The 24255-nt window shown below is 46.3% G+C and carries 22 protein-coding genes, 1 tRNA gene, 3 rRNA genes and 1 other RNA gene; 24 read left to right on the top strand and 3 right to left on the bottom strand.

Annotation, left to right across the window (positions count from 1 at the left end):
• Window positions 1-10 precede the first annotated feature (10 nt).
• Window positions 11-1159: a glycerate kinase gene (locus AC6F33_RS00090; RefSeq protein WP_255748667.1), complete on the top strand. Its 1149-nt coding sequence runs from the start codon at window positions 11-13 to the stop codon at window positions 1157-1159.
• A 105-nt stretch (window positions 1160-1264) separates the two neighbouring features.
• Here the strand turns inward: AC6F33_RS00090 and AC6F33_RS00095 are convergent, their stop codons facing one another.
• Both AC6F33_RS00095 and AC6F33_RS00100 read right to left on the bottom strand, forming a co-directional pair.
• Complete coding sequence (locus AC6F33_RS00095) at window positions 1265-1702, bottom strand: hypothetical protein (RefSeq protein ID WP_255748666.1); 438 nt, start codon at window positions 1700-1702, stop codon at window positions 1265-1267.
• 146 nt (window positions 1703-1848) lie between these two features.
• Window positions 1849-2286, bottom strand: coding sequence for an NUDIX hydrolase (locus AC6F33_RS00100; protein ID WP_500777530.1), 438 nt, complete (start codon window positions 2284-2286; stop codon window positions 1849-1851).
• Window positions 2287-2438: 152 nt separating this feature from the next.
• On the opposite strand from AC6F33_RS00100, the gene AC6F33_RS00105 reads away from it, so the two are divergent.
• From AC6F33_RS00105 to tadA, 9 genes are all read left to right on the top strand, one after another.
• Window positions 2439-2750 carry a DUF6054 family protein gene (locus AC6F33_RS00105; protein WP_255748664.1) on the top strand — a complete coding sequence of 104 codons (312 nt, stop codon included), beginning with the start codon at window positions 2439-2441 and terminating at the stop codon, window positions 2748-2750.
• A gap of 90 nt (window positions 2751-2840) precedes the next feature.
• The gene (locus AC6F33_RS00110; RefSeq protein WP_255748663.1) at window positions 2841-3509 is read left to right on the top strand and encodes an RNA polymerase sigma factor; all 669 of its coding nucleotides are present in this window, start codon (window positions 2841-2843) and stop codon (window positions 3507-3509) included.
• A gap of 39 nt (window positions 3510-3548) precedes the next feature.
• Complete coding sequence (gene clpP / locus AC6F33_RS00115) at window positions 3549-4136, top strand: ATP-dependent Clp endopeptidase proteolytic subunit ClpP (RefSeq protein WP_370646081.1); 588 nt, start codon at window positions 3549-3551, stop codon at window positions 4134-4136.
• A gap of 117 nt (window positions 4137-4253) precedes the next feature.
• On the top strand, window positions 4254-4766 hold the full coding sequence (locus tag AC6F33_RS00120; RefSeq protein ID WP_255748662.1) for a DUF6241 domain-containing protein: 513 nt from the start codon (window positions 4254-4256) through the stop codon (window positions 4764-4766).
• 74 nt (window positions 4767-4840) lie between these two features.
• Window positions 4841-5011: a small acid-soluble spore protein K gene (gene sspK / locus AC6F33_RS00125; RefSeq protein WP_255748661.1), complete on the top strand. Its 171-nt coding sequence runs from the start codon at window positions 4841-4843 to the stop codon at window positions 5009-5011.
• Between the two features lie 3 nt (window positions 5012-5014).
• Window positions 5015-5161, top strand: coding sequence for a YpzG family protein (locus AC6F33_RS00130; RefSeq protein WP_255748660.1), 147 nt, complete (start codon window positions 5015-5017; stop codon window positions 5159-5161).
• Between the two features lie 204 nt (window positions 5162-5365).
• Window positions 5366-6007, top strand: a complete 642-nt coding sequence (locus AC6F33_RS00135) for a Bax inhibitor-1/YccA family protein (protein ID WP_500777531.1) — start codon at window positions 5366-5368, stop codon at window positions 6005-6007.
• A 147-nt stretch (window positions 6008-6154) separates the two neighbouring features.
• Window positions 6155-7426 (top strand): uracil permease, encoded by a 1272-nt coding sequence (gene uraA, locus AC6F33_RS00140; RefSeq protein WP_255748658.1) that lies wholly within the window; start codon window positions 6155-6157, stop codon window positions 7424-7426.
• 113 nt (window positions 7427-7539) lie between these two features.
• Window positions 7540-8040 carry a tRNA adenosine(34) deaminase TadA gene (gene tadA, locus AC6F33_RS00145; protein ID WP_255748657.1) on the top strand — a complete coding sequence of 167 codons (501 nt, stop codon included), beginning with the start codon at window positions 7540-7542 and terminating at the stop codon, window positions 8038-8040.
• Between the two features lie 112 nt (window positions 8041-8152).
• Here tadA and AC6F33_RS00150 read toward each other — a convergent pair whose 3' ends face one another.
• Window positions 8153-8746, bottom strand: a complete 594-nt coding sequence (locus AC6F33_RS00150) for a flavin reductase family protein (RefSeq protein ID WP_480948126.1) — start codon at window positions 8744-8746, stop codon at window positions 8153-8155.
• A gap of 84 nt (window positions 8747-8830) precedes the next feature.
• Between AC6F33_RS00150 and AC6F33_RS00155 the strand changes: the two genes are divergently transcribed.
• From AC6F33_RS00155 to murG, 14 genes are all read left to right on the top strand, one after another.
• Entirely contained in the window at window positions 8831-9508 is a 678-nt protein-coding gene (locus AC6F33_RS00155; protein ID WP_255748655.1) for an ArsR/SmtB family transcription factor, read from the top strand.
• A 211-nt stretch (window positions 9509-9719) separates the two neighbouring features.
• Window positions 9720-9812, top strand: a tRNA-Ser gene (locus AC6F33_RS00160).
• Window positions 9813-9832: 20 nt separating this feature from the next.
• Window positions 9833-10099: signal recognition particle sRNA large type (gene ffs / locus AC6F33_RS00165), an RNA gene on the top strand.
• A 159-nt stretch (window positions 10100-10258) separates the two neighbouring features.
• Entirely contained in the window at window positions 10259-11959 is a 1701-nt protein-coding gene (dnaX, locus tag AC6F33_RS00170; protein ID WP_255748654.1) for a DNA polymerase III subunit gamma/tau, read from the top strand.
• Window positions 11960-11980: 21 nt separating this feature from the next.
• Window positions 11981-12295, top strand: coding sequence for a YbaB/EbfC family nucleoid-associated protein (locus AC6F33_RS00175; RefSeq protein WP_370646080.1), 315 nt, complete (start codon window positions 11981-11983; stop codon window positions 12293-12295).
• 102 nt (window positions 12296-12397) lie between these two features.
• Window positions 12398-12994 (top strand): recombination mediator RecR, encoded by a 597-nt coding sequence (gene recR, locus AC6F33_RS00180; protein WP_255748653.1) that lies wholly within the window; start codon window positions 12398-12400, stop codon window positions 12992-12994.
• Between the two features lie 68 nt (window positions 12995-13062).
• Window positions 13063-13281, top strand: a complete 219-nt coding sequence (locus tag AC6F33_RS00185) for a YaaL family protein (protein WP_255748652.1) — start codon at window positions 13063-13065, stop codon at window positions 13279-13281.
• Between the two features lie 97 nt (window positions 13282-13378).
• Entirely contained in the window at window positions 13379-13648 is a 270-nt protein-coding gene (locus tag AC6F33_RS00190) for a pro-sigmaK processing inhibitor BofA family protein (protein WP_255748651.1), read from the top strand.
• A 507-nt stretch (window positions 13649-14155) separates the two neighbouring features.
• A 16S ribosomal RNA gene (locus AC6F33_RS00195) occupies window positions 14156-15704 on the top strand.
• Window positions 15705-15925: 221 nt separating this feature from the next.
• Window positions 15926-18853, top strand: a 23S ribosomal RNA gene (locus AC6F33_RS00200).
• Between the two features lie 73 nt (window positions 18854-18926).
• Window positions 18927-19043: ribosomal RNA gene (gene rrf / locus AC6F33_RS00205) — 5S ribosomal RNA — on the top strand.
• The 16S, 23S and 5S rRNA genes sit together here, the layout of an rRNA operon.
• Before the next feature lie 412 nt (window positions 19044-19455).
• Window positions 19456-21189, top strand: coding sequence for an ABC transporter ATP-binding protein (locus AC6F33_RS00210; protein WP_255749759.1), 1734 nt, complete (start codon window positions 19456-19458; stop codon window positions 21187-21189).
• Window positions 21186-23051, top strand: coding sequence for an ABC transporter ATP-binding protein (locus AC6F33_RS00215; protein WP_500777532.1), 1866 nt, complete (start codon window positions 21186-21188; stop codon window positions 23049-23051). Before AC6F33_RS00210 ends, AC6F33_RS00215 begins: the two co-directional genes overlap by 4 nt.
• 141 nt (window positions 23052-23192) lie before the next feature.
• On the top strand, window positions 23193-24251 hold the full coding sequence (gene murG, locus AC6F33_RS00220; RefSeq protein WP_500777533.1) for an undecaprenyldiphospho-muramoylpentapeptide beta-N-acetylglucosaminyltransferase: 1059 nt from the start codon (window positions 23193-23195) through the stop codon (window positions 24249-24251).
• The last annotated feature ends 4 nt before the right edge of the window (window positions 24252-24255 follow it).

Raw genomic sequence — 24255 nt, forward strand, 5'->3', positions numbered from 1 at the left:
GGTGGAAACGATGAAATCAACATTTGTGCTAGCACCAGATTCATTCAAAGAAAGTATGACGGCAAAAGAAGTTTGCAAGGCTATGGAAAAAGGATTACGCAAGGTTTATCCGAATGCCCGCTATATACATGTTCCGATGGCTGATGGCGGAGAAGGAACAACACAATCGCTTGTTGATGCGACGGGTGGGCAAATCATTCATCAGGTAGTTACAGGTCCCTTGGGCAGGCCTGTAACGGCTTCGATCGGCATTTTAGGAGATCAGCCGGATACGGCAGTCATTGAAATGTCGAGCGCAAGCGGTATTCAACTTGTTCAGCAGGAAGAAAGGGATCCTGAAGTAACGACAACGTATGGAACAGGAGAACTGATTCTTGCATGCTTGGATAGAGGCATCCGTCATATTATTATCGGACTTGGCGGCAGCGCCACCAATGACGGCGGTGCGGGTATGGCTCAGGCACTTGGGGTGAAGTTGCTTGATGATAAAGGAAGAGAATTGCCTTATGGAGGAGGAGCACTGGCACGATTGGCTCGAATAGATCAATCAGGAGTTGACCCGCGCATAGAGCATTTGAAAATTGATATTGCATCCGATGTGAAGAATCCACTTTGCGGGCCGCAAGGTGCCTCCCATGTTTTCGGCAAACAAAAAGGCGGAACGCCGGATGTCTTAAAAAAGCTCGATGCCAACCTCGCTCATTATTCGACGATCATTAAGCGTGATGTGCATCGAGATATCGTTGATGTTCCAGGCAGCGGCGCAGCAGGTGGGCTAGGTGCGGGAATGCTGGCATTTACCAGTGCATCGATCGCTTCGGGTATTGAATTGGTTATAAAGTATACGCATCTGGAACACTATGTATCAGATGCTGATTATGTGTTTACTGGTGAGGGAAGTATTGATGATCAAACGCAATATGGCAAAACGCCGTTTGGTGTTGCACAGGTGGCAGTCAGACATGACAAACCGGTCATTGCACTTGCCGGTCATGTAGGTGAAAAAATTGACACACTGTACGAGAAAGGATTTACCGCGATTTTCGGCATTGTTTCCGGTAGCATGTGTTTAGAAGAAGCACTAAAATCTGGGTCTGAAGCGGTTACCAGAACCAGTGAAAACATTGGTCGTGTTATTAAGACCGTGCGCAAATTTTAATTGAGTAAATTACAGATTTTCTATTAAAAAAGTGATCCGGTATAGACTGGATCACTTTTTTAATACGATTGGACAAGTGGGCAAAAAAACATACTGCTATTCATGTTAGATGGATACAGAAACTAACTCAGAATGATTATTTTTTTGCTGGAAGGTGTTTATTGAACCATAATAATTCATCATGTCTTTATTAAAACGTTGATATTCACTTGGTGTCAATGTAAGTATATATCCTGAAGTTTTCCCAGAGGAGCTGTATCTAGAGATGCTGCCTGGAATACGACGGAATGCATTTTTCGTTCCGACAGTAACATTAAGCGGCGTAGATGTGAGATCTAATCGAATAACATAACTATTTTTCAAGTGCACCAAAACTGTTCGATTGCTTCGAAAGGAGTATGAATCAACCGCCTGCTCCGATTTAATACTCTGCGCTGCTTTATAGTCGATCACTTCTCCGTAAACAGCCAAAATCGCGATGACAAAAGCAGCTGCCACTAATAGTGCAATACCTATACGCTTGCTAAAAAATGTACTTTTCATTTTCGATGAATGCCTCACTCTGATGGATTTCAATGTCACAAACATTATCACAGCAATGACAAAAAATCTACACAAAATGTACACAATTTTATTGATGATACTTATAAGTTTTTTTCATGAGTTATTTGTGATGATAAAATTAACTATTATTTTAAAGCCTGAATGCTTCGAAGCACGCGCTCTGCTTGTACGATTTGATCTTTTAGATAGGACGGTGTTTGCGGATGAGCCAGTATTTCTTCAGTTGTCATCCAATAGAATTCGGCGACTTCATCGGCACTGACTGCGTGCGGGGTGCCGGATTTTGGGATGCACAAGAAGATTGTTTCAAGTGCGCATCGTCCATCGGGCAGAACAAAGGATGCACTTTTTACGTATGTGAGCTCGCTTACTTCAATCGCAATTTCTTCTTTAATTTCGCGGCGCAGCGCGTGCTCCAAAACATCATTCGGCTGATCGCTCAGGTCAACTTTTCCGCCGACGAGCGCAAGCAGTCCGGCAGCGTGTTCTTCCTTCTCGCTGCGCTTAATAATCAGCCAGCGCCCTCCTTGATAAATTGCAGCTTCGACAATGACGAGAAACATTGTAATCCCTCCGTTCGCAGCAGATTAAGTCTTTCTTTATTATAAAGCTGTCTGCGCTTTTCTTGAATGTCGATTGTAACTTTGATAAAGTCAAAAGTAATTTACTGGTTTGTTTCAACGAGGGGGCGTGAAAATGGCTGATCGTACATTTTTTGTTTCTTTATCGGCTCAAGAGGCAGCGACTGGTTAAAAAAAAGCAGGAGAATGCCGATCAAGTGTTTGAATCGCATTCAAACGAAAATGGCGTTGAGCAATGCATCCTTGTTTACCAAAAGTATTTCTTTCGCAATAGCAATTATGCTGCATTAACTGCGGTCATTGATAACCTTTTAGGGACGACAAAGGTAACGGCTGTTGTCACAGGAGGATCAGGTTCGTTATTTACCTCCTGGGATTGGGGTGCAGCAGGCGATTGGCTGGAGGAATTCTCTGAAGGCTTCACGAAATACATTATTAAAGAATAATGGACGGTTGTCCATTAAATGAATCAACGTGTAACAATTCGAGATATTATTTCGTTTGTATAGATATAAGGGCAAAGGAGGAGGCAGACGATGAACAGCCAATTGGAAAATCAGGCTCGGGATGATGCATTTGCGCAGCGCATCCGCCCATATATGACGATGATGCACAGGCAATGCGTGAGACTGGCGGGAAATGTGTGGGACGGCGATGATCTTTTTCAGCGTTCGATGATGAAATGTTTCAAAGCATGGCAGGAACGAGCGACTCGTTCGATCACAAAGGCATATCTCTATCGCATCATTTCAAACACATGGATTGATGAGCATCGGAAAGTACGTGTGACGGAACATAGTCAAGAATCCTTTGATGATATCGCTGCGCGCAGTGAAGAAAAGAACACAAGTGAACATTTCGCTTCAGCGATGAAAATCGTGCTTGAGAAGTTAAATGCAAGGCAAAGACTGGTATACTTAATGCAGGCAGGTTTGGGACTGACTGCACCTGTGGTCGCCAAGCGATTGGGAGAAACCGAAGGCAATGTGCGTGTGATTTATCATCGAGCGAAAAGGCGCGTTGCATCTAATCAGCCTGGACCGGATGCGCATCCTGATGAACGGCGTTTGGTCCGCTATATCAATGCATTTCAAAGCGGCGATCCTGATCGGCTGCTTGCCCTCTATCATGAGGAAACACGCCTGCACCATGCGCGTAAATCCGGTTTCGGCGGCTCTGGCATTACCTGCCGACTGGCTGCTTAATAATAAAATAATTGAATCGAATTACAGGGAGGAATTACTGTGTCATCATTTTTTATTCCATATGTCATTGAACAATCAAGCCGTGGGGAGCGCTCCTATGACATTTACTCACGTTTGCTGAAGGATCGCGTTATTTTCCTTGGTTCGGAGATCAACGATGAGGTTGCAAACAGCATTGTTGCTCAGCTGCTTTTCTTAGCCTCGGAGGATTCGGAGAAGGATATCTCCATTTATGTCAACAGCCCAGGCGGCTCTGTGTCTGCCGGCTTTGCAATTCTGGATACGATGAATTTTATTAAGCCAGACATTCAGACGATTTGTGTCGGCATGGCTGCATCAATGGCTTCAATCATCCTGACATCGGGAACAAAAGGCAAACGTCTTTCGCTTCCAAACGGCGAAGTGATGATTCATCAGCCGCTTGGTGGTGCGCAAGGTCAGGCAAGTGATATCGAAATTAGCGCACGTCATATTTTGAAGACGAAAGAAAAGCTGAATAAGATTCTATCGGAGACATCGAACCGGAGCTATGAACAGATTTTGAAGGACACGGATCGTGACAATTTCTTAACTGCTGAACAAGCGAAGGAATATGGCTTTGTCGATAAAATCATCGAAAAATTATAAGTAAATGATTCAGCCTGGCACATTTTAGCGCCAGGCTTTTTATTTACCAGTATTTTCTGTTTTGTTCTTGTGCATTGTGCCGATCTCCAGTACCCTAAACATGGGGGAGGCGCGACAATGAAAAAGGTTCTTTTTACGATCTTAGGCTGTTTGATTATCTTTGCTGTAATTGGCGGAGCGGGTTACCTTTATTATCAGAAACAGCAGCATAACGAAGTACGTCAGCAGACAGCAGAGAAAATGATTGAAAAAATCAACCAAGCGGATCCTAGTGACAAGAAAAATCCCTTTGGCAAGGATAAAAAGATAAATGACTTAACCGATGATGATATGCAGCTGTTCATACATGAAATGGCACATCAGAAGGTCAAGGCAGATCAAAAATGGGGCTTTATTTTAATTTCGAAAAATCGTATTGATTGGCTGAACCGTGCACTGGATAAGAATAAATTTACCCATGAAAAGACGTACCGCACCATTTTGACCCGCTGGAAAAACGGCGATTTTTCCAAGGCAGTCCAAGATCATAATACAATTTGGAAGCTTCAAGGCGGGACGATTGGCAAGGCAACAGGATTATTATCTGCGTCAGAGGAAAAACAGTACATAGAGGAGCAGAGCAAAAAATAATCCTTTTTTAGTGAATAGAAAAAGTGATGCCGCACATAATAAAACCACCTTTTGAAAAGGAGGTTTTGACCTTGGTGGATAAGCCGGGAACACGATACAGCGTGCAGAATGAAGAGGAACTTTGGCCGGCGGCGGATCCTTCGCACGTATCGAAGCGTACGGACGGGAGCATAAATACCCGCCCCGGGCAGCGGATGTTTTCTGCACATGAAAAGCAGCGGAATAGCGATCATACGGAGGGATGACAGGTGAAAGAGCCGGGCAGTACCGATGAATTGATCAAACGTTTTGGCATGTCACATGCCAAGCATTCGCCCAATCAAGTGAACGGCGAAACGCAGCAGACACAATCAGGAAAAATTCTTGAAGTCAATGCAAGGCGACACCAAAAGTAAAACCGGGTCAAAAGGTGAGGAAGGCGGTTCTCCGAAAAGGAAACCGCCTTTTCCTTATTTTTGATTTTTCAAATTTTCTTTGTATAATGGATGTAAGCCTTTTAAAATGGTTAATAAAAGCATAAAGATATGTAGTGGACAACGGAAACTTTTGATGAAAATCAGACGTATGTATATTACAAGCTTTAAGGAGGATGACAGCTTATGGTTGAATTTGCATCGAACGCGGTTCGCAAACCGTACTCGAAATTGTTCGCAACGTTTTTTTCCGGGTTGCTGGTGACAACAGTCGGACTCTATTTGGGACAATACGTCTCTGATGCACTGCGCTTGCCGCTGTTTATTGTAGAATTTGTGATGCTCTTTATGATGATGGGTGTAAGAAAGCGTAAGGCGGTCGGCTACTCATTGATGTATGGGTTCATGTTTATCTCCGGTGTGACCTTATATACGGCGATTAATCACTACGTAAGCTTGCTTGGCGCGTCGCTCGTGATGCAGGCATTCACGGTAACAACGGTTTCGTTTGCCGCTATTGCGATTTATGCCATGGTAAGTAAACGCGATTTTTCCTTTCTCGGCGGATTCTTATTCATTGGCCTAATTGCGCTGATTGTTTTATCACTTTTCAGTGTTTTTATCCCTGTGTCTACGATGACGGCGCAGATTTATTCAGGACTTGGCATTCTTATTTTCGTCGGGTATACATTGTTTGATTTCAGCCGATTGACCGTGCATGGATTTACGGATGAAGATATCCCGATGATTGTTGTGTCGATCTATCTCGACTTTATCAACTTGTTCCTTTATATTCTGCAATTCATCGGTATCGGATCGAAAAACTAAATGTGAGTATATAAAGAAGACGTTGCGGCGTCTTCTTTTTTTGGGAAAAATTTTCGGATATTTGCTCATTTTATTCTTTTGCATGTCATGGAACATCCGTTATACTTAACAAGTTGGACAAATTATACATAGTTGGAGGAGTTGCACGTGGCAGGACGCATCGTTCAAACAGACGAAAAGCTTCCATTAATTGAAAGTATTCCTTTAAGTTTTCAGCACTTATTTGCGATGTTCGGGTCTACGGTTCTTGTACCGCTTATTTTCAAGGTTGACCCGGCAACCATTTTACTGATGAACGGAATTGGCACGCTGCTTTATTTGGCAATCTGTCGTGGGAAAATTCCGGCTTATCTAGGCTCAAGCTTCGCGTTTATCTCGCCGGTGCTTGCGGTAATCGGAACGAGCGGCTATCAAGCTGCGCTCGGCGGATTTATCGCCGTCGGCTTGGTCTTCATTATTGTTTCATTTATTATTCATCTCGTTGGTACAAAGTGGATTGATATTGTTTTTCCTCCGGTCACGATGGGATCAATTGTTGCGATCATCGGACTGCAACTGATTCCGACAGCAGCAACGAGTGCCGGATTAATTGCCCCGGCAGGAGTCGCCAAGTGGGCAATGGATCCGAAAACGGTTCTTGTCTCGCTCCTGACGATTTTAATTACCATTCTCGGATGGGTACTGTTCCGCGGATTCATGAAAATTATTCCGATTCTGATCGGTATTGTTGCCGGATATTTTATTGCTTGGGGTGTCGGTATTCTGGATTTTAAACCGGTTGCGTCGGCAAGCTGGCTTTCTCTGCCTCACTTCTATACACCGACTTGGGATATGGCAAGCATTTCCATTATTCTTCCGGCAGCACTAGTCGTCATTGCCGAACACATCGGCCACTTGATTGTTACCGGTAATATTGTCGGCAAGGATCTGATTAAGGATCCGGGACTTGATCGTTCGATGTTCGGTAACGGTATTTCAACGGTCATTTCCGGATTTGTCGGGGCGACCCCGAATACGACTTACGGCGAAAACATTGGTGTACTCGCAATTACGCGCGTTTATTCCACATGGATCATTGGCGGAGCGGCGGTTATTGCCGTTGTTCTTTCCTTTGTCGGTAAGCTTTCGGCACTGATTTCATCCATTCCTTCGGCTGTTATCGGCGGCATTTCGCTGATCCTTTACGGTGTCATTGCATCCAACGGCTTCCGTATTTTTGTCGAATCGAAGGTTGATTTTGCCAAAGCGCAAAACATCATTCTCGCAACGGTAATCTTTGCGACCGGGCTTAGTGGTGTGACGATCAATGTTGGCAAGGTTCCTCTGAACGGCATGGGTCTTGCGACGATCGTTGGCGTGCTGCTCAGCTTGTTCTTTGCACTGATTAACAAGTTGCATCTTTCTAATGAAGAAGAATAATTGGTTTCCGATTTTTAATGAAGAGGCGTGCTCTTTAATGAGGCGTCTCTTTTTCCATATTTGAATTATGCCGCATCATTGGGTATACTGCTGTTCAGACAGGAGGGATATCTGTGTGCACGGATGACGAACGTTTTATGGAGCTCGCAATTAATGAAGCCGGTAAGGCGGAAGCGATCGGCGAAGTACCGATCGGCGCGGTAATTATTCAGAACGGTGAAGTGATTGCACGGTGCTATAACAAACGCGAGACGCTGCAGGAGCCGACAGCACATGCCGAACTGATGGCAATTGAAGAAGCAAGCCGAGAACTCGGAACATGGCGCCTATCAGGATGCACACTCTATGTCACTCTGGAACCGTGCCCGATGTGTGCCGGCGCCATTGTCTTATCACGCATCGACCGCTTGGTCTTTGGCGCGGCAGATCCCAAGGCGGGATGCGCAGGCACTCTGATGAATCTGGTCCAGGAGCCCCGCTTCAACCATCGTACCGAAGTCGTCGCCGGAGTGCTTAGTGATCGGTGTGGCCGGATGCTCACAGATTTCTTTCGAAAGCTGAGAGAGAAAAGGAAGAAAACAAGTAGTGAGTCCCAAAACGGTAGCTCCTCTTAATGATGGACGGAAAAATAATATATGTGTTGATTGAAACCCCTCTAGAAAAAAATAGAGAGGTTTTTTGGTAGAACCAAGCTTGATGTGCTACGTTTTTTGACGATCGGCGTCTTTAATGTTCATTGAACCTGAAATTGAATCCTAACGATTGATTATCCGTACAATACTCTCTAAATTTGTAAAAGATGGGATGCCATTTTGCATGAGCGATGTGCTGACCATCCAGCAAGCAGGAATCGACATAGCTGGTTAAAACTTGTGCTTCAATAATGGCAAAGTCTGTTCTTGAATTAATTTTATTGACTGCCAATTCAACTTGAATGCCGCATTCTTTAATTTTTTCTGGCTTGACGAACAAACTGTGGTCTGCCGTGAAACCGCCCAATTCAAATTTATTCGAGCAGTAGTGATAGCCGCGTTTTTTCTTATACTCGGGAAGACTTTTTTTACCAGTCGTTTTCGCAATAGCTTCGACCTGGGTCCACAATTGTCGGTCAGGTACATTTAAGACCAGTTCCGGTGTATTTTGCAGATTATCAAAACATTTACTGTTTTGGCTGATTCCCAAAACGACTTGATCACTTAATGACCAAACGGAAGAAACGGGTGTGATGTTGGTCGTGCCTGTTTTCTGGTCCCAACTCGTCAATAAAGCTACAGGAAATCCATAGTAAAGACTATTTAATTGTGTTTTGATATGCGCCATCGGTATGCTCCTCTTCATTTAACATGGTATGCTTTATTTTATAAAGGAAACATATCGAATGCGTTCGAGATGAGGAAATGATCAATGCAGACACCAGATAGTTCAGTAGTTACCAATCTATTAGGAAATACCCATCGTACAAAAATTTTGGTTTTTTTGATGGATAACCGTTTTCATACGGTCAATGAAATTACTAGAGCAACAACCTTAAAGGCAAATACTATTTCCTTCCATTTGGCTAAATTAACAGCTCAAAATTGGTTAGAAAGTTATGTTCAAGGACGCTGGCATTATTTTCGACTAGCCGATCGACAAATTGCAGATTTAATTGAGCAGATTTTAGTGGTTTCCCCACAAAAAAACGTACATTCTTTTAGGGAAAACCAACAGCAAGCCGCTTTGCAGAATGCTCGAACGTGTTACAGCCACCTTGCTGGAAAACTGGGTGTCGTGCTCATGCAGCAACTAGTGGAAAAGAACTGGATTACTCAAGAGCGAGCTGGACTAACCATAACCTCTAAGGGCTTTGCTTTGCTAGAAAAACACTTTGAGATTGTTTTTACTGATCATGAATGCCGGCAAAATGATTTAATTCTGCCATGCATCGATTGGAGCGAACGTAAATTTCATTTAAAAGGCTTAATGGGCAGGCGTTTGTTAGAAGCCATGTTTGATCAAGAATGGCTCTATCGCCCTAATCAAACTCGAGCTGTGGCCTTAACGAAACGGGGAAAACAGCAATTTAACGAATTATTTAAATGAATCTTCGCGAAATCAGGCATCATCAATTTCTTGGGTGGCAAATCTTTTAATAAAAGAGACGGATTGTGTTGTAAAAGTGATTTTATAATGGGGATATACAGTTGTTGTGCCTTCTTGCTCTCTCTTAATTTTTATGTTAAACTAACCATCGTCGTAACGATTTATGAAGCAAGCATGAATCTGAATTGAAGCAGTTACGGTATTTGGCTGTGGAGGCGTACCCAAGTGGCTGAAGGGGACTGACTCGAAATCAGTTAGGGCGTCGTTCGGCGCCGCGGGGGTTCAAATCCTCTCGCCTCCGCCATTAATTTGTTAGAAAATTAGCCGTGCTAGATGGGGAGGTAGCGGTGCCCTGTAACTCGCAATCCGCTGTAGCGAGGTTGAATTCCTTTCACGAGGTCTCGGCATTGTGGGGCAGCCTCAAGTACGTGGTGTTGACGCTTGGGTCCCGCGCAACGGAAACTCATGAACCCTGTCAGGTCCGGAAGGAAGCAGCAGTAAGTGAGACCTTTCGTGTGCCGCGGGGCTGCCTGGGCTGAGCCGGCGGCTTGAGAAGCGCTCATGATGTCTTGATCGACGAAAGGTGCACGGCGTTAAAAATAATTTTGCAAGAGCTGTCGAAGCTGATCTTCGGCGGCTCTTGCTTTTTCGTGCAGAAAGATTTGTGCCGCAGTTTCTTTCAATCACAGTAACCGTTATAATGAACGTATATCATTAACGCCGAGCGTATTCGGTAAAAGGGGGAAGAAGATGGCTTATCAGGCGCTTTACAGAGTCTACCGGCCTCAAACTTTTCATGATTTGGCCGGGCAGCAGCACATTGCCCAGACTCTCCAGAACGCGCTGACAAAACAGCAATTTTCTCACGCTTATCTATTCACCGGACCGCGCGGGACAGGGAAGACAAGCGCCGCTAAGATTTTTGCGAAGGCGATTAACTGCGAACATGCGCCGGCTGCCGAACCGTGCAATGAGTGCGCGGCCTGCCGGGGCATCACGAGCGGGAGCATTGCCGATGTCATTGAAATTGATGCCGCGTCGAACAATGGCGTGGATGAGATACGTGATATTCGCGACAAGGTAAAATATGCGCCGAGTGAAGTCCGTTACAAAGTTTATATCATTGACGAAGTGCATATGCTGTCAACAGGTGCCTTTAACGCGCTGCTTAAAACGCTGGAAGAACCGCCGGAACATGCTGTTTTTATCCTTGCGACAACTGAGCCTCAGAAAATACCGCTCACGATCATTTCTCGCTGCCAGCAATTTGATTTCCGCCGCATCCCTTCATCTGAAATTTTTGAGCGGCTGCGTTTTGTCGTCCAAGATCAGAAAATTGATGCGGAAGACGAAGCACTTCAACTGATTGCTAAGGCAAGTGAAGGCGGAATGCGTGACGCACTAAGTGTATTGGACCAAACTGCCGCTTACAGCGAAGCAACGGTTACCGTTCAAGATGTTCTTGATGTGACGGGCATGGTTGCCGACCAGATGGTTCGTGAATTAATTGAATTCCTTGAGGATAGCAATGCAGCAGGAGCGATTGGGAAAATCGGCGAACTTTTGGAACAGGGCAAGGATCCGCTGCGGTTGATGGAGCAAATGATCTTCTATTATCGAGATCTTCTGCTTTATAAAACGTCTCCACAGCTTGAAGACTTGTTGAGTCGTCCACGAGTTGACGATGATTTCCGCAAGCAAGCGGAAAATGTTCCGTCCGACAGGCTTTTTCAAGTCATCAATCAGTTGAACAGTGCACTTCTTGACATGAAAAGGACCAACCATCCGAGAATTTTGCTTGAGATGGCTGTTGTTCGATTGTGCGAGCATTCAGAGACAATGAGTGGGGCGGCAGCGGGTTCTTCCGACTCTTCTGCCCTGCAGAAACGGCTCAACGCGCTGGAACAACAGGTTCATCAATTGTCCGTTGCATCTCCTGCTGCGTCTCGTCAAGATCCTCAACCGGAATCAAATCATGCGCGCGCGCCGCGCAGAAACAGCAGTCTGCGCATTCCGACCGCGCATATTAATCGTGTCCTTGAGGATGCGACAAAAGAGGATTTAATTGAACTGCGATCGGTATGGGCAAAGGTGATGGCGAAGATTCGTTCGGAAAATGTGGCGGCACATGCTTGGATGCTGGAGAGTCAGCCCGTAGCAAGCTCCGCGGAAGGTTTTGTGCAAGCTTTTAAATATGATTTTCATTGTCAGATGGTCATGGAAAACAAAAGTAATATCATGGGGTTAGTCCAATCCATTGTTCAGGACGTGACAAAGAAACAGAAAACCATGTATCCTATTCCTGAGGATACATGGAAAACCCTGAAGAAAGATTTTATTGAACGTTCGAAATCAAATCCGGACAATGACGGCAAGAAAGAGGAGGAGGATCCTCTTATTGCAGAAGCAAAAAAGCTGGTCGGTCCCGATTTGCTCGATATTAAAGATTAATCAATAGTGGAGGCGATTGACATGATGCGAGGAAATATGAACAACATGATGCGTCAGGTACAGAAAATGCAAAAACAAATGGCTGAGGCTCAGGATAAATTAAAAGAAGAGATTGTAGAAGGAACAGCCGGAGGCGGCGTTGTTACGGTCAAGGCAAGCGGACAAAAGCAGATTGTTGACGTGGCAATCAATCCGGAGGCTGTAGATCCGGACGACGTGGAAATGTTGCAAGATCTCATTGTGGCTGCAGTAAACGATGCACTTGCGCATGCGGATGAACTGGCGCAAAAGCGGCTTGGCAAGTTTACTCAGGGGTTGAATCTTCCTGGAATGTAATTGAGTCAATCGATCGGGCGGCGAATTCCGTGACTAGATAAAACGGAGTTCGCTGTCCGTTCATTATGAGCTTTCTTGACAACAAGCGGAAGGAGATCGGTGATGCAGTATCCTGAACCGATTGCGAAATTGATCGACAGCTTTATGAAGCTTCCGGGAATCGGCCCGAAAACAGCGGTGCGCCTCGCGTTCTATACAGTTGATATGAACGAAGAGGATGTCATGGGCTTTGCGCGCGCGCTAGTCGATGTGAAACGAAAATTAGTCTATTGTTCGGTATGTCAGAACATTAGTGATCATGACCCGTGCCCGATCTGCGATGATTCTTCGCGAGACCATTCTACCATTTGTGTTGTACAGGATCCAAAGGACGTGGTAGCCCTTGAGAAGATGCGTGATTACCATGGCTTATATCATGTGCTGCATGGTGTTATCTCACCAATGGACGGCATTGGTCCGGAAGATATTAAGGTCGCCGAACTGATTCGCCGACTTGAAGATGAAAAAGTTAAAGAAATTATCCTTGCAACCAATCCAACGGTTGAAGGCGAAGCGACGGCGATGTATATCTCGCGTCTTGTAAAGCCGATCGGCGTCAAAACGTCACGTATTGCTCATGGACTGCCGGTAGGCGGTGATTTGGAATACGCGGATGAAGTGACACTTTCTAAAGCATTAGAAGGGCGAAGAGAACTCTGATTAAGGGTATCGTTCGCGGCTTTGATGTTTATCAGGAAGGTTAAACGGAATTATTGGAGATGTTAGCGATGTTTGGCCGAAAAAAAGGTGTATTGCGTAAGGAAATGAATGAATCACTCCTTGGACTGCTCGAACAATGCAAAACCGAGTGGATGACAAAGAAAAGAGTGATTGATGCCAGTATTGATCCATCCGATGAGGTCATGCATCAGCTGAAACTCGCGGAAGCTAAATATTTCTACTTACTAAAGGAAATTCGCGCGCAAAAACACTTCATAAATAAATAAGGTTCTAAAAGGGACATGCGTTCATACCTTTTATAAACGGGAATCATTGGGGACAACCTATGGCTTTTCTATTATATTAGGTGAGGAGGCGTGTCTTTTGACCAATTATATCTATATAATTGTCGGCATTATTATTTTGTTTCTTGTGGTCATGGCCGCAGGTGCTTCGTTCCATCCTGTAAAATGGATAGGCAAGTTGGCAGTTCGTCTTGTGGTCGGTGCATTGCTGCTCTTTCTGCTGAATGTTATCGGCGAATCATTCAGCATGCATATTCCAATTAATTTAGCGACGTCGGCAGTCAGCGGACTCCTTGGGCTACCTGGTATCGCTGCATTAGTTATTATTAAGTTCTCGCTGGGCGGATAAGCGGGGGCTTTTTATTTATAATCTATAGATTGTAGCAAGTTGGTTATAAACGATTCTAAAAAAGTTTCTTCTAATGTATATGCACGCTCATGTAGCTGTTCATTGCCGTCACGACAGAGACTTTGCCAGAGGAGAAGTTATTTTTTTAATGTTTATTGTTTTTGATAAAGGGGTATTGACTTACTATACATCGAATGATATGATGTTTCTTGCCGTGTTTCGGAGGACAAAAAAAGTTGTTGACGAGATATTGAATCTATGTTAAGATGTTTCTTGTCGCTGAAACGCGATGAAAATGAATTAAAAAAAGATGTTGACTTCCTGATAGAAACGTGTTATTATTTAAAAGTTGCTGTTAGGAACGATGCAACGAAGAATGTTCCTTGAAAACTGAACAAAAGCCAAGCGTGATATAAGGGTTTTAAACCCCATAATCAATTCAATTTTGCTATGGATCTTATGAACGAAAAAGCAAGGCCGGATCTCGTATCCGACATCAAGTAACACTTTTTGGAGAGTTTGATCCTGGCTCAGGACGAACGCTGGCGGCGTGCCTAATACATGCAAGTCGAGCGCATAGAAGGGAGCTTGCTCCCGGAAGTGAGCGGCGGATGGGTGAGTAACACGTGGGTAACCTGCCTGTCAGACTGGGATAACTGTGGGAAACCGCAGCTAATACCGGATAATCCCCTGCACCGCATGGTGCAGGGCTGAAAGATGGTTTCGGCCATCACTGACAGATGGGCCCGCGGTGCATTAGTTAGTTGGCGGGGTAACGGCCCACCAAGACAGCGATGCATAGCCGACCTGAGAGGGTGATCGGCCACATTGGGACTGAGACACGGCCCAAACTCCTACGGGAGGCAGCAGTAGGGAATCTTCCACAATGGACGAAAGTCTGATGGAGCAACGCCGCGTGAGCGAAGAAGGTTTTCGGATCGTAAAGCTCTGTTGCCGGAGAAGAACGTGCAGGAGAGGAAATGCTCTTGCAGTGACGGTATCCGGCCAGAAAGCCACGGCTAACTACGTGCCAGCAGCCGCGGTAATACGTAGGTGGCAAGCGTTGTCCGGAATTATTGGGCGTAAAGCGCGCGCAGGCGGCTTCTTAAGTCTGATGTGAAATCTTGCGGCTCAACCGCAAACGGTCATTGGAAACTGGGAAGCTTGAGTACAGAAGAGGAGAGTAGAATTCCACGTGTAGCGGTGAAATGCGTAGATATGTGGAGGAATACCAGTGGCGAAGGCGGCTCTCTGGTCTGTAACTGACGCTGAGGCGCGAAAGCGTGGGGAGCAAACAGGATTAGATACCCTGGTAGTCCACGCCGTAAACGATGAATGCTAGGTGTTAGGGGGTCCAACCCTTAGTGCTGAAGTTAACACATTAAGCATTCCGCCTGGGGAGTACGACCGCAAGGTTGAAACTCAAAGGAATTGACGGGGGCCCGCACAAGCAGTGGAGCATGTGGTTTAATTCGAAGCAACGCGAAGAACCTTACCAGGTCTTGACATCCTCTGACAAGTCTAGAGATAGGCCGTTCCCCTTCGGGGGACAGAGTGACAGGTGGTGCATGGTTGTCGTCAGCTCGTGTCGTGAGATGTTGGGTTAAGTCCCGCAACGAGCGCAACCCTTGATCTTAGTTGCCAGCATTCAGTTGGGCACTCTAAGGTGACTGCCGGTGACAAACCGGAGGAAGGTGGGGATGACGTCAAATCATCATGCCCCTTATGATCTGGGCTACACACGTGCTACAATGGGTGGTACAAAGGGCAGCGAAACCGCGAGGTCGAGCTAATCCCATAAAGCCACCCCCAGTTCGGATTGCAGGCTGCAACTCGCCTGCATGAAGCCGGAATTGCTAGTAATCGCGGATCAGCATGCCGCGGTGAATCCGTTCCCGGGCCTTGTACACACCGCCCGTCACACCACGAGAGTTTGTAACACCCGAAGTCGGTGCGAGAACCTTTATGGACTCAGCCGCCGAAGGTGGGACAAATGATTGGGGTGAAGTCGTAACAAGGTAGCCGTATCGGAAGGTGCGGCTGGATCACCTCCTTTCTAAGGAAACGATCAATAGCGAAGCGCTTGGACTTTTGTTTGGTTTTGAAGGAATCATTCCTTCACCGGCGTGCCGAAAGGCAGCCTTGAACCTTGAAAACTGGATAACGAAAGCAACGAAAGAAAGTCAAGAAACATCCAAGAAGATTATTGAATTGATCTTACGATCAAGAAACTAATCATGAATGTGGCGGATGAGGAGCAATATTTTCATCGTCAGTGGTTAAGTTTTAAAGAGCGCACGGTGGATGCCTTGGCACTGGGAGCCGATGAAGGACGGAACGAACGCCGATACGCTTCGGGGAGCTGTAAGTAAGCATTGATCCGAAGATTTCCGAATGGGGGAACCCCCTATCTTGAACAGATAGGATGCTCTGCTGAATCCATAGGCAGAGTAAGGCAGACCCGGGGAACTGAAACATCTCAGTACCCGGAGGAAGAGAAAGCAAATGCGATTTCCTGAGTAGTGGCGAGCGAAAGGGAAACAGCCCAAACCAAAGAGCTTGCTCTTTGGGGTTGTAGGACACTCCACATGGAGTCAGAAATGCACGTTTCAGGCGAACGACCTGGAAGGGTCGGCCAAAGAAGGCAAACGCCCTGTAGCCGACGGAACGTGCACTCCGGAGTGGATCCTGAGTACGGCGGGACACGAGAAACCCCGTCGGAATCCGGGAGGACCGTCTCCCAAGGCTAAATACTCCCCAGTGACCGATAGTGAACCAGTACCGTGAGGGAAAGGTGAAAAGCACCCCGGAAGGGGAGTGAAAGAGATCCTGAAACCGTGTGCTTACAAGTAGTTGGAGCCCCCTTCGGGGGGTGACAGCGTACCTTTTGTAGAATGGACCGGCGAGTGACGATTCTAAGCAAGGTTAAGCTGAAGAGGCGGAGCCGCAGCGAAAGCGAGTCTGAATAGGGCGAATGAGTTTAGGGTTGTCGACCCGAAACCGTGTGATCTACCCATGTCCAGGGTGAAGTTCAGGTAACACTGAATGGAGGCCCGAACCCACGCATGTTGAAAAATGCGGGGATGAGGTGTGGGTAGGGGTGAAATGCCAATCGAACACGGAGATAGCTGGTTCTCCCCGAAATAGCTTTAGGGCTAGCCTCGGATGAGTGAGACTTGGAGGTAGAGCACTGATTGAATAAGGGGTCCCCACAGGATTACCGAGTTCAGTCAAACTCCGAATGCCAAGCCCTTACGTCCGGGAGTCAGACGGCGAGTGATAAGATCCGTCGTCGAAAGGGAAACAGCCCAGACCGCCGACTAAGGTCCCTAAGTTTGTGCTAAGTGGGAAAGGATGTGACGTTGCCCAGACAACCAGGATGTTGGCTCAGAAGCAGCCACCATTTAAAGAGTGCGTAATAGCTCACTGGTCGAGTGGCGTCGCGCCGAAAATGTAACGGGGCTAAGCACAGCACCGAAGTCGCGGATGACCGTAAGGTCATGGTAGGGGAGCGTTCCAAGGGCATTGAAGATGTGCCGTGAGGCATGTTGGAGCGTTTGGAAGTGAGAATGCCGGTATGAGTAACGAAAAGAGAAGTGAGAATCTTCTCCGTCGAAAGCCTAAGGGTTCCTGAGGAAGGTTCGTCCGCTCAGGGTTAGTCGGGGCCTAAGCCGAGGCCGAAAGGCGTAGGCGATGGACAACAGGTTGATATTCCTGTACCAGCGTTTCACGTTTGAGTGATGGGGGGACGCAGGAAGGTAAGGCGAGCGCACGGATGGAAGTGTGCGTTCAAGCCGCGAGGCCGGCAGCGAGGCAAATCCCGCTGCTATCCGCCAAACGGTGATGAGGAGGGAACTTAAGTACCGAAGCGCCTGATCCTACACTGCCAAGAAAAGCCTCTAGCGAGTGAAACGGTGCCCGTACCCAAACCGACACAGGTGGGCAAGAAGAGAATTCTAAGACGCTCGGGAGAACTCTCGTTAAGGAACTCGGCAAAATCACCCCGTAACTTCGGGAGAAGGGGTGCTCGTCGGACCTACGGGTCCGATGAGCCGCAGTGAAAAGATCCAAGCGACTGTTTACCAAAAACACAGGTTTCTGCTAAACCGTAAGGTGATGTATAGGGGCTGACACCTGCCCGGTGCTGGAAGGTTAAAAGGAGAGGTTATCCTTCGGGAGAAGCTTTGAATTGAAGCCCCAGTAAACGGCGGCCGTAACTATAACGGTCCTAAGGTAGCGAAATTCCTTGTCGGGTAAGTTCCGACCCGCACGAAAGGTGTAACGATTTGGATACTGTCTCAACGAGAGACCCGGTGAAATTATAGTACCTGTGAAGATGCAGGTTACCCGCGACAGGACGGAAAGACCCCATGGAGCTTTACTGCAGCTTGATATTGGATGTGGGTATCGTTTGTACAGGATAGGCAGGAGCCTTGGAAACCGGACCGCTAGGTTCGGTGGAGGCATCGGTGGGATACTGCCCTGACGATATCGACATTCTAACCCTGAACCGTGATCCGGTTCGGAGACAGTGTCAGGCGGGCAGTTTGACTGGGGCGGTCGCCTCCTAAAAGGTAACGGAGGCGCCCAAAGGTTCCCTCAGAATGGTTGGAAATCATTCGCAGAGTGTAAAGGCACAAGGGAGCTTGACTGCGAGACCTACAAGTCGAGCAGGGACGAAAGTCGGGCTTAGTGATCCGGTGGCACCGCATGGAAGGGCCATCGCTCAACGGATAAAAGCTACCCTGGGGATAACAGGCTTATCTCCCCCAAGAGTTCACATCGACGGGGAGGTTTGGCACCTCGATGTCGGCTCATCGCATCCTGGGGCTGAAGTAGGTCCCAAGGGTTGGGCTGTTCGCCCATTAAAGCGGTACGCGAGCTGGGTTCAGAACGTCGTGAGACAGTTCGGTCCCTATCCGTCGCGGGCGTAGGAAATTTGAGAAGAGCTGTCCTTAGTACGAGAGGACCGGGATGGACACACCGCTGGTGTACCAGTTGTTCCGCCAGGAGCATACGCTGGGTAGCTATGTGTGGACGGGATAAGTGCTGAAAGCATCTAAGCATGAAGCCCCCTTCAAGATGAGATTTCCCATGATTTTAAATCAGTAAGACCCCTTAGAGATGATGAGGTTGATAGGTCTGAAGTGGAAGCACCGTGAGGTGTGCAGCGGACAGATACTAATCGGTCGAGGGCTTAACCCAGAAGAACTTGGATTCACTTGTTTTGTTTCGATTGCTTTCGTTACCGGTTTTGAAGGCTCATGCGAGCCGGAAGTCTGGCGGTCATAGCGAAGAGGTCACACCCGTTCCCATCCCGAACACGGTCGTTAAGCTCTTCTGTGCCGATGGTAATTGGGGGCTGTCCCCCTGTGAGAGTAGGTCACTGCCAGGCAATTGAAAAACACGCATTTCTCAATTTTGAGAGGTGCGTGTTTTTGCTTTCAAAAAAACCAATTTTTTATTTCTGAAAGGTTGAGTGCATCCCCAAGTTTGTAAACGACTTTTATGCTTGATATAAAGCCTTTACTATAGTTGTTATGTGGTGAGTCGGTAAAAATTAGGTTAAATTTATTTTTGGACTCTAAATAAAGCAGATTTTTCCCAGATCAAGATGTTTTAAAAACCGGGTTTACCTTTGTGTACCCAGACCATTATAGTGTGAAGCGAAAAATTCAAAGAAACTAAAAAATTTTGTGCATGGATTCATAATTGGTTCACAGAGACCAGTTACACTTAGAAAGTCATCATAGTATGATTCATTTAAGTATTGAAATAATGTTTTATGAAGAATGGAGATGAAGTATATGATTCGTTTGGCTAGATATTTGCGGCCTTATCTGTGGCCGGCATTGTTTTCCGTCCTCTTTGTATTCCTGCAATCATTGGCTAACTTGTATCTGCCGACCCTAATGGCAGATATTGTTGATACGGGCATTGTCAGAGGCGATATGCCCTATATTTATAAGATGGGTGCATATATGCTGCTTGTGACGCTTGCTGCAGGGGTTCTGACCGTTCTCGCTAATTATTTGGCGTCCAAGGTAGCTTCCGGATTCGGACGCGATGTGCGAAATAAAATGTTTGCACATGTCGAGACATTTTCATTAAAAGAATTTGATCAAGTAGGTACGAGTTCACTGATCACGAGGACCACAAATGATATTGCACAGATTGAACAGGTTTATATGATGATTCTCAAGATGATGACGATGGCACCGCTGATGTGCATCGGGGGAATCATCATGGCAGTGTACAAGGATGCAAAGCTTTCGCTTGTGTTAGTGGTGACGCTGCCGCTCTTGATTGTATCAATTCTTTTGCTTGCGCAGAAGGGTCTGCCTTATTTTAAAAAAATCCAGAAAAAAATGGACCGGCTTAATTTAATCTTGCGTGAGGAATTGACAGGCATTCGTGTCATTCGTTCCTTTAACCGAACAAAACATGAGATTGATCGCTTTGATGATGCAAACAAGGATATAACGCAGACGTCTATTCGTATCAATCAAATTATGTCAGCTGCGATGCCGCTCATGATGCTAATTATGAATCTATCGATGGTTGCTATCGTCTGGTTTGGCGGGTTGCGAATCAACAGCGGGTCGATGCAGGTTGGTGATCTAATGGCATTTATCCAATATGCGATGCAAATTATGTTTTCGGTCCTCATGGGAGCGATGATGTTCATCATGATCCCCCGTGCGCAAATTTCTGCGACACGTGTCAATGAAGTACTCGATATTCGGCCGGATATTAAGGATGCAAAGAGTACTGCATTAGTGAACAATGATGAGAACACACAAGGCGTGGAATTTCGAAATGTCACGTTCAGTTATCCGGGGGCGGAAAATCCGGCATTAAACGACATATCATTTATGGCACGAACCGGAGAAACAACTGCCATTATCGGTGGAACGGGTGCCGGAAAATCAACACTGCTTAATCTTATCCCAAGGTATTTTGACGCAGTGAGTGGCAGTGTGCGAGTCAACGGAGTCGATGTAAAGACCATTTCTATTGAAAAGCTTCGTCGAATGATTGGTTATGTCCCACAAAAATCAGTACTCTTCTCTGGAACCGTTGCGGAAAACATTCGCTATGGAAATGAGCGGGCTACTGATGAAGAAATTAAAGAGGCAGCGCGCATTGCCCAGGCGGACGAATTTATTCAGGAGATGAGTGACGGCTACGATTCGGTCATCGCACAAGGCGGTAAAAATGTCTCCGGAGGCCAGAAGCAGCGTCTGGCAATCGCTAGAGCATTAGCACGCCAAGCGGATATCTATCTTTTGGATGACAGCTTCTCCGCACTCGATTATCGTACCGACGCGCGGCTCAGGGCGGAGCTTGGACGGATGACGCAAACGGCAGCTTTAATTATCGTTGCGCAGCGAGTCAGCACCGTTCTGCATGCGGATAAGATTATTGTCCTCGATGACGGAAAGATTGTTGGTGAAGGCACGCATGCCGAGCTGATGGAAACATGTGCCGTATATCAGGAAATTGTCGCATCGCAATTGGAGAAGGAGGAACTGGCATGAGTGATACTAAGAATAATCGACGTGCCGGCGGATTTGGTCCCGGACATATGAGGATGCCTGTGCAAAAGCCAAAAAACTTTCGGAAGACATTTCGCCGTCTGATGGGTTATTTGAGACCGCATTATGCGGTGCTGATTGCGGTATTTATAACCGCTGTTCTCAGCACAATTTTTACCATTATTGCCCCAAAATTAATGGGGAATGCGACGACAAAGCTTTTTGAAGGCATGATGATGAAAATGAAAGGTGTACCGGGCGCCCATATTGATTTTAATTATATATGGGGGATCGTGATCACACTTGTTCTTCTCTATGTACTCAGTTCATTATTCACGTTCATCATGCAGTACTTGATGAGTGGTGTTTCGCAAAAAATGGTCTATAAGCTGCGCAAGCAGGTCAATGAGAAGCTGGCTGGGCTGCCTGTCAGCTATTATGATGCGCATCCATACGGGGATGTGCTCAGCCGTGCAGTCAATGATTCGGAAAACATCAGCAACACATTGCAGCAAAGCCTTACGGCGTCGATTACATCGATTATCACGCTTGTCGGTGTTATCGTGATGATGCTGACGATCAGTCCGCTTTTGACCTTAGTGCTGCTTGTGACGATTCCGCTCAGCTTTATTGGGATCGCGCAGATTACGAAACGTTCACAAGGCTATTTCAAACAGCAACAGGAGCAGATTGGGAAGCTCAACGGTCATGTTGAAGAAATGTTCACCGGTCATCAAGTGATTAAGGCATTCGGAAAGGAACGCGAGTCGGTAGGGAAATTTGAATCGATTAATGGTAAGCTTTACAATTCCGCATGGAAGGCACAATTTTTGTCTGGAATTATGATGCCGATGATGATGTTTGTCGGCAACATCGGCTACGTTCTGATCTCAGTGGTCGGCGGTATTTTAGTGATCAATCGGTCTATTCAAATCGGCGATATTCAAGCGTTTATTCAGTACGCTCGTCAATTTGGCCAACCGCTCAACCAGATCGCTAATATATCCAATATTATTCAATCGACGATTGCGTCCGCAGAACGCATCTTTGAGATTCTTGATGAAGAAGAGGTATCGAAGGATGATGAGGCATCGGAGCCACTGCAGCTGCCGAAAGGGCATGTCGCCTTCGATCATGTAAACTTCAGCTACAAAGAAGATCAGCCGCTGATTGAGGATATGACGATTGACGTGAAAGCAGGTCAGTCAGTAGCCATTGTTGGACCAACTGGTGCGGGCAAGACAACGCTCGTCAATTTGCTCATGCGCTTCTATGAGGTGCGCAAAGGGAAAATTACTGTTGACGGCACAGATATCCGATCAATTAAACGGGAACGGCTGCATCAGCTCTTCGGCATGGTGCTGCAGGACACTTGGCTGTTTAAGGGGACCATTCGTGAGAATATTGCTTATGGACGCGCGGGAGCGACGGAAGAAGAGATTGTGCGCGCTTCTGAAGCAGCTCATGCCGATCATTTCATCCGTACCCTGCCGGAGGGCTACGACACTGTTTTGAATGAAGAAGGCAGCAATATTTCTCAAGGGCAGAAGCAGTTGCTGACGATTGCACGGGCAATCCTCGCTGATCCGGTCATTCTCATTCTTGATGAGGCGACCAGCAGTGTTGATACGCGTACTGAGGTTCATATCCAGAAAGCGATGAATACGCTCATGAAGAATCGCACAAGCTTCGTCATAGCACACCGTTTGTCGACCATTCGAGAGGCAGATTTGATTCTCGTGATGAATCACGGTCATGTTATTGAACAAGGAACGCATCATGAACTGCTTGAGAAACAAGGATTCTATGCTGATCTGTACAACAGTCAATTCGCTGATGAAGAGAAGCATTTGGAAATCGGATAATTTCATGTAATCTAAGCAATCGGACTGCGTTCCGGTTGCTTTTTTTTCTGTCTGCAATCTTTTTTTCGTTTTTTGTTTTACTTTGCGGGCAAGTATATTAAACTCTTTACAGTGGAGTAAAGAATAAAGCGAGGCAGATCAATGGCAAAAAAAATTGTGTTTACCGGCGGCGGTTCAGCGGGACATGTGACCCCGAATCTGGCGCTTATTGATGAATTGAAGGACTGCGAGGTTACGTATATCGGTTCAAAGACCGGGATCGAAAAAAATTTAGTGCAGGCACATGGAATCGACTATCGTGCCATTTCCAGCGGCAAATTACGCAGATATTTTGATCTAAAAAATTTTAAGGATCCGTTCAAGGTGCTTGCGGGTGTAATGCAGGCTTATCTGATTTTGAAAAAAATTAAACCGGATGTCATCTTCTCTAAAGGCGGTTTTGTATCGGTACCGGTAGTCATCGGCGGCTGGATGAACCGAATTCCGGTTTATATTCATGAATCGGATATAACGCCTGGACTGGCAAATCGAATTGCGATTAAATTTGCCACCAAACTTTTTGTGACGTTTGAGGAAGCCGGGGCGCATCTTCCGAAGGACAAAGTCGTGTATACCGGGGCGCCGATACGCGATGTACTGCGCAAAGGGGATCGAAGCAAGGGTTTGGAATTTCTCGGTTTTCAAGGAGAAAAACCGGTGCTGCTTATTATGGGCGGCAGTCTTGGCGCAAAGAAAATCAATGATGTAGTCCGTGAGCTGCTGCCTGAACTACTGAAAACGTATCAGATTGTACATCTGTGCGGCAAGGGGTATATCATTCCCGAACTTGGGTCCACAGAAGGATACAGGCAGTTTGAATTTATTGATAAAGAACTGCCGGATGTCATGGCAGCTGCCTCAATTATTTTATCAAGATCCGGTTCCAATGCAATTTTCGAGTTTCTGGCACTAAAAAAGCCAATGATCTTAATACCGCTGCCGCTGCGCGTCAGCCGCGGTGATCAGGTCCTTAATGCTAAATCCTTTAAAGAAAAAGGATTCTGCGAAGTACTCGACAATGATTCGTTGACGCCCGATGAATTGAAACAGACCCTTTCCATGGTTTATAAAAATCGATATGACTACATTGATCGAATGGCAAAGGCGCAAAATGCGACACATGGAATTCAGAATATATTAAAAGAACTAAATCAAGATTAAAAAG

Source organism: Sporolactobacillus sp. BBK16-2 (genome assembly GCF_059878335.1).